The 6687-nt window shown below is 69.1% G+C and carries 7 protein-coding genes; 2 read left to right on the forward strand and 5 right to left on the reverse strand.

The features are described from left to right. Together VKA86_01195 and VKA86_01200 are read left to right on the forward strand one after the other, a co-directional pair. Nucleotides 1-250, forward strand: a 250-nt coding sequence (locus tag VKA86_01195; GenBank protein HKK69802.1) for a phosphatase PAP2 family protein, incomplete at its 5' end; no start/stop codon positions are given. An 80-nt stretch (nt 251-330) separates the two neighbouring features. Continuing rightward, the gene (locus VKA86_01200) at nt 331-1698 is read left to right on the forward strand and encodes a Calx-beta domain-containing protein (protein HKK69803.1); all 1368 of its coding nucleotides are present in this window, start codon (nt 331-333) and stop codon (nt 1696-1698) included. A gap of 13 nt (nt 1699-1711) precedes the next feature. Here VKA86_01200 and VKA86_01205 read toward each other — a convergent pair whose 3' ends face one another. The 5 genes from VKA86_01205 to VKA86_01225 all read right to left on the reverse strand — a co-directional run. Next, nucleotides 1712-3253, reverse strand: a complete 1542-nt coding sequence (locus tag VKA86_01205) for a glycosyltransferase family 39 protein (protein ID HKK69804.1) — start codon at nt 3251-3253, stop codon at nt 1712-1714. Then, a complete protein-coding gene (locus VKA86_01210; protein ID HKK69805.1) occupies nt 3243-4307 on the reverse strand; it encodes a glycosyltransferase family 2 protein in 1065 nt (354 codons plus the stop codon). The genes VKA86_01205 and VKA86_01210 overlap by 11 nt, the downstream gene beginning before the upstream one ends. Before the next feature lie 61 nt (nt 4308-4368). Next, a complete protein-coding gene (locus VKA86_01215) occupies nt 4369-5289 on the reverse strand; it encodes a lysylphosphatidylglycerol synthase transmembrane domain-containing protein (GenBank protein HKK69806.1) in 921 nt (306 codons plus the stop codon). An 82-nt stretch (nt 5290-5371) separates the two neighbouring features. Continuing rightward, on the reverse strand, nt 5372-6157 hold the full coding sequence (locus VKA86_01220) for an ROK family protein (protein HKK69807.1): 786 nt from the start codon (nt 6155-6157) through the stop codon (nt 5372-5374). A gap of 171 nt (nt 6158-6328) precedes the next feature. Next, nucleotides 6329-6687 (reverse strand): alanine:cation symporter family protein (locus VKA86_01225; GenBank protein HKK69808.1); only part of this gene is annotated, 359 nt, incomplete at its 5' end.

Below are 6687 nucleotides of genomic sequence, written 5' to 3' on the forward strand. Positions count from 1 at the left end.
CTCGAGCACGATCTTCGGCCTGGCCCTGGCGCTGTCGGTGTTGTTCCCGCGGTGGCGGGTGCTGTGGTTCGCGCTGGCCGCCGTGGTCGCCCTGAGCCGCGTGATCACCGCGGCCCATTACCCGAGCGACGTGATCGTGGGAGCCTACATCGGGCTGACGTTCGGTGCGGCCTGGGCGACGTGGTTGACGCGGCGCGAGCGGATCCGCGGCCGGCAACCGGTGTTCGCGGAGGCCGGGGCGCGGGACTGACCGACCTGTGATTCGAGCCCGGACGGCGCGTCCGATACGGTGAAGGATCGAGTGCTTCTCTCGACGGGAGGGCTCCTGCCGTGTCTTCCGCCTGCCCAACCCTGACGGCGCTGCTGCTGCTGCTGGGGCTCGTCGTCCCCGCGACGGCCGGAGCGCAGACCGTCCAACCCGTTCGCTTCGTCGATGCTCCGTCCAGTGTCGACGAGGCAGCGGGATACGTGACCTTCACGGTGGACCTGGCCGGGCCCGATCCCGACACCGTGTTGGTCCTGTTCCGCACCACGGACTCGACCGAGGACGCACAGATGGGGCGCGACTTCGCCGAGGTCCGGCGGACCCTGCGGTGGGAACCCGGTGAGAGCGGGACGCGGGAGGTCGTGGTCCCGATCATCGACGACATCGTCGACGAGGCCGACGAACGCTTCGTGGTGGACCTCAGCCGGGCGCAGAACGCCTTCGTCGGCGATCCGGCCTTCGTCGAGGTGACGATCGTCGACGACGACGAACCTTCCGACGAGCCGATCGCGCAGTTCGAGACCTACGACGGCCGGACCGACGACGCCGGGCGCTTCACGCTGTTCAGGCCATCCGGGGCGGGGACCTCGCTCCGGGTACTCCTCGATCGCGTCCCAGCGACTCCCGACACGGTGTACTGGACGAGTGATTTCCTCGAGGGGACCCGGATCCTGGTGTTCGACGGTTCGCGTGAGGAACAGATCTCTCCGGGGACGACCGTCGTCCCGGCGGGCCAGGTCGAGGTCCGCGGATCGGTGCGCCTGTACGGACGCCCACCCGATCCAGGAATGCGACGCGCCGCACCGAACCCGCCCTTCGACGAAGTCGTCCTCAGCTTCTACGACGCCACGTCGTCGGACCTCGCCGCCTGTGTCGTCTGCGTGATGCTGGACATGCTCAACGCCGCTTTCGGGTTTCCCGGCTGCGATCCGACCCCACGCTCGGTCACCACGCCCGGCGGTCCACTCGACCGAGCGACCATCCACGGTGCCGAGGGCATGCTCGAGACGCTCACCAGGTATCGCGACGAGGTTCTCGCGACCACCGACGTCGGACAGCGGTACATCCAGCTCTACGAGGAGCTCAGCCCGGCCCTCGCCGTCGCGCTGGTCGAACGGCCGACCTTCGTCTATCGCGTCCTGCGCGCGCAGGGGAACTGGATCACCGCCATCAGTGCCCTGGTCCGCGGCTTCGGCGAATTTGCCTTCGTCACCGCACCCATGCAGGCCGATCTCACCGCCCTGCTCGACGAGTTCGAGGATCTCCTCGACCCCGAGACGGCCGCCCGGCTGGCCGCCGAGCGCGAGAAGCTCCAGTTGGATTCGATCGGAGGGCTGACCATGGAGCAGTTCCAGGCGCAGATCGAGACGCTCGGAGCGGTCCGCACCGAGCAGAGCAGCTGGGGTGGCGTGAAGGCACGGTTCGACGAGTGACGACGAGCGCCGGTCACGGCCCGGGCGCTTCCTCCGGCCGCCGCACCAGCAGGATTCCCCCGCGCTGGTACAGCACCTCGATCGGCTCTCCGAGCCCCTCGAGGTCGTGCACCTCGGTCACGGCCAGCTCGCCAGGCTCCGGCGGACGTGCCGGCGTCGGACTGCGCCGGTACACGCTCACGCTGGGCAGGTCCACCGAGTGCCGCACGGTGGGCGCGCCGATCTCGTGGGCCATGGTCGCCGCTTCCTTCACCGGACCCTGGAGCAGTTCACCGAAGGTGGGCACGACGAAGCGCACGATCAGGAACGCGTGCAGCACCGCGAGCGGCGTGATCGCCCGCCACAGCGGGCCCCGCCGCCACACCATCACCCCACCGGCCCACGCCAGGACCCCCACGATGCACGCCAGCGCGTACAGGGCACCGAACACGCCGGGCGCTTCGCCGAGCAGGGCCTCGAAGTAGGGGTCGTCGAGCCGGGCACGGATGCTCTCCACGGCGAAGGGCAGCGCGAACAGCACGCCCCACAGCAGAACCGGCGGCACCGCCAGCAGCCAGCGCGACCGCAGCGCCTCGCGGTGCCTCGCCATGAGCACGAACAGCGGCGTCACCCCGAGCAGCACGTAGTGCGGCAGCTTCGTGTCCGACAGCGAGAAGAACACGATCACGAAGGCGATCCACAGCCACAGGAAGCGTGCCTGCTCGTCGCGGCGGGCCTCGCCGATCTTCCCGAGAGCGCGCAGCAACAGTCCGGTGTGCGGCAACACGACGACCAGCAACACGGGCAGGTAGTAGAACCAGCTCCCCCCATGGCCCTCCATCGGCGACGAGAAGCGCTCCACGTTGTGACGCATGAAGAACCCGTTCCAGAAGTCCCAGCCGTCACAGGCGAACATGACGACGTACCAGGGCGCCGCCACCGCCACGAAGACCAGCCACCCGCGCGGGTCGAAGATGCTTCGCACCCAGGTGCGCAGGTCGCGGCGCCAGGCGAAGAACAACAGCGAGGTCGCACCGGGCACGAGCACGGCCACCGGACCCTTGGTCAGGAATCCCAGGGCCATCCACAGATAGATCCGCCAACGGCCGGGCGAACCGCCCTCGATCCAGCGCCACATGTCGAACATGGCCAGGGCCAGCCACAGGTTCAGCAGGGCATCGGCGATCGCCGCGCGCGCCAGGGTCATCGTGCCCAGCGTGGTCGCCATGAGGATGCCGGCGAAAAACGCGGTCTCGGCGCCGTGGCGCGGCCTCACGAAGCGCACCAGGGCCACCAGCCACAGCGTGGCCGCCACCGCCGAGGCCAGCCGGAACCCCCATTCGTTCACGCCCACCAGGAACACGAAGACCGCCTGGGCCCAGTAGATCAGGATCGGCTTGTCGTAACGGGGTTCGGCGTTCAGCTGAGGCGCGACGAAATCGCCCGTCTCGAACATTTCGCGGGTGGCTTCACTGAACGCGCCCTCGTCGCGGTCGAAGAGGGGCGGCGTGCCCAGGTCGAGGAAGAATCCCACCAGCACCGCGAGCACCAGACCCGCGACCCACTCACGTCGCACGGGACTCCGCCGCCCGATCGCCCTCGTGCCAGGCCTCGTCGGTGCTGCCTTGCTCCGCGAGGTCGGTGACTCGTGTCGCGTCCTCCTCGCGCACCACGTACGAATGCACGCCGGGAGAACTGAACCACGTCCGCGCGACGAGTTCGGTGACCACTCCGGTCGTCACCAGCTGCACCGATGCGATCAGACAGACCACTCCCACCAGCAACAACGGCCGGCCTCCGATGTCCTCACCGCCGATGAACTTCACCCCGGCCAGGTAGGCGAGGATCAGTGCCCCCACGCCGCCGACGGTCAGGCCGATCGCCCCGAAGAAATGCCCCGGCATGGAGCGGTAGTGCAGGAAGAAGTGCACGACCAACAGATCGAGCAGCACGCGCGACACCCGCGAGATTCCATACTTCGACCGGCCGGCCTCGCGCGCGTGGTGTTGGACCTCGAGTTCGGCGATGCGCCGCGGCGAGGTGGCCATGGCGGCCCAGGCGGGAATGAATCGATGCATCTCTCCGTACAGACGCATCTGACGCACGAGCGACGCGCGGTAGGCCTTCAGGCTGCAACCGTAGTCGTGGACGTCGACGCCGGTCACCCGGCGGATCAGTTTGTTGGCCAGACGCGACGGGACGCGGCGCAGCCAGAAGCCGTCCTGCCGCTGGCGCCTCCAGCCGACGACCAGGTCGAGATCCTCGTCGATGAGCTTGGCCACCAGCCGCGGGATGTCCTCGGGATCGTTCTGCAGGTCACCGTCGAGGGTCACGACCACCTGCCCACGCGCTCGATCCAGGCCGGCCTGCATGGCAGCGGTCTGTCCGAAGTTGCGCTGCAACGACACGACCTTCACGTGGCCGCCGTAGCGTCGCTGGACGCCGCGTGCTTCTTCGAGGGTGTGATCGTTGCTGCCGTCGTCGACCAGGACCAGTTCCCAGCGGAAAGGTGCCCGCGCCAGGGCCTGGTGCGTGTGCTCGGCCAGACGAACGACGTTGTCCTGTTCGTCGTACAGCGGCACGACGACACTGACGTCGGGGCGGGAGGTCGGCTGCGTCGTGCGGTCCACGTTCGTTCCGGGCTGGTGCGTGCGAGGTCGCCGGCAGCTTAGCGCATGGACCGGGCGGTCGCTACGGGCGGCTCTCGGCGGTCGCCACGCGCCCCGGGAGCATCAGCGCCAGGGCAGCAGCGACCACCGACACCGCGAGCAGGAAGAGATGGAGGTTCACCGCGGCTTGCACGGCCTGGCCCCAGGGAACACCCAGCGGCCGCAGCACCGCCAGCACCCCGGCCTCGTAGGTGCCCGCGCCGGCGAATCCGTGCACCGGGAGCACGCTGGTCGCCTCGCCGGCAACGGCGGCCAGGGTGGCGGTCGGGACGGCCACGTCGCCGAGCCGGACGAGGAGCCAGGTGTAGGCGGCCAACTTGCTCCCCCAGTGCACCAGACTCCACACCTGGGTCCCCAAGACCGCCCGCCCGTCCCCGGGCAGTCCCTCCCGCAGGGTCGACAAGGTTCGCGCCGCGAAGTGCGGTGTCGCCCACGGCCGCCGGAGCAGCGACCGCGCTCCCCAGGGGCCGAGCACGACGAGGACGGCGCCGATCACCGACAGGGCCCATCCCACATGGGCCACGCCCAGGGTCACCATCACCACCAGACCCAGCGACAGCACGTCGAGCAGGCGCAGCCACAGGAGCGACGCCACCGTCGGTCCGATGCGCAGGCCGAAGGTCTGCTTCAGGAGAAGCGGGAACCCGACCTCGCCCGTCCGCATGGGCAGGATGTTGTTCGCGGCGTTGTGGATCGAGACGATCCGCAGACAGTGCCAGGGGTGCTCGCGCACCGGCGATCCGAAATGCGCCGCCAGCCGCTGGGCCCGCGCGAAGTACCCGATCGCGGTCAGGCCCACGACGACGAGCGCGTCGACGGGCGTCACGCGACTCCACGCGGTCAGCACCTCGACCCAGCCGACCTTCCACTGGACCCCGGCGACCAGACCCACGAGGAGGACCAGGGCCGCCACCCACCGCCAGTGCATCGAAGCGCGCCGCACGAAACTCTCCTGCGAGAGGAACGGGTCTCCGGCCGGAGACGCCGGAGCGGACGGGAAGTGCGGCGAGAATGGGGCAGAGCGCTCAGGCGGTCCAGACCGAGAGCCGCTTCAGCGAGCCGTCGGAATCGTGGGCTTCGTGCTCGGCGGCCAGAAGCGCGGCTCCGACGATCCCGGCCAGATTGCGCATCGCGGCCGGCACGATCGGCGCTTCGGTCTCGAGCAGGGGCATGAACCGCTCGGCCTTCTTGCTGATGCCGCCACCGAAGACGATGAGATCGGGCGAGACCAGCGACTCGTAGGTCGCGAGCACCCGGTTCATGCGCTTGGCCCACTTCGGCCAGCTCAGCTGCTTGCGTTGCCGCACGGCGCCCGAAGCGATCGCTTCGGCTTCGTAACCCCGGATCTCGAGGTGACCGAATTCGGTGTTGGGAACGAGGCGCCCGTCCACGAACAACGCGCTGCCGATCCCGGTGCCCACGGTGAGGACCAGGGCCACGCCGGTGTGGCCGCGACCGGCGCCGAACTGCATCTCGGCCAGGCCGGCCGCGTCGGCATCGTTGGCCACCACGAAATTGCACGTGGCGTGGTCCTCGAAGAGTTGCACCACGTCGACGCCGATCCAGCTCTCGTCGATGTTCGCGGCGGTCCGGACCACGTGGTCACGCACGACGGCGGGAAAACCCACGCCGACGGTGCCGCTCCACTCGAAGTGGGCGACCAGCTCGCCGATCATGGCAGCGACGGCTTCGGGGGTCGCCGGCTGGGGAGTGCGCAGGCGCATCCGGGGCTCGACCAGCTCACCGGTCGTGGTCTCGACGACCGCTCCCTTGATGCCTCGGCCCCCGACGTCGATACCCAGGATTTCCATGGGCCGATCCCTCATGGGGAAGAGTCCGGGTCCTGTGACAGGAGCCCTCGCCGACGAGACTAACCAATCCGACACCGCGCCGGCCAGCGATCCGCCCCCACGCCGCCGGGAAAGCTGGGGACGAACCTGGGGACGAAGGCGGGAAATTGGTTCGTCTATTGATCACATGACCTACCGTCGGCCCTCGTCGCGGATCCGGCGGTGCACCTCGGCGTTCTCGACCCAGGGCTCCCGCCGGAAGTAGTCGTCGGTCATCCCCTTGACCTGGCCGGACAAGATCAACAGCGCCAACAGGTTGGGCACGATGACCAACGCGAGCGCGATGTCGCCCAGCGCCCAGGCCACCCCCAGCGGCGCGACCGCCCCCAGGAAGTGCATGATCACGAACACCACCTTGTAGGGCAGCACCGCGCCGTGGCCCAGGAGGTAGTTCGCACAGCGGTCGCCGTAGTAGCTCCACGAGATCGCCGTCGACACCGCGAACAGCAGCACCGAGGCCAGGACGATGTAGTGGCCCCAGTTGCCGAGCG

This window comes from Candidatus Krumholzibacteriia bacterium (genome assembly GCA_035268685.1).
In the GTDB taxonomy this organism is placed as follows: Bacteria; Krumholzibacteriota; Krumholzibacteriia; order JAJRXK01; family JAJRXK01; genus JAJRXK01.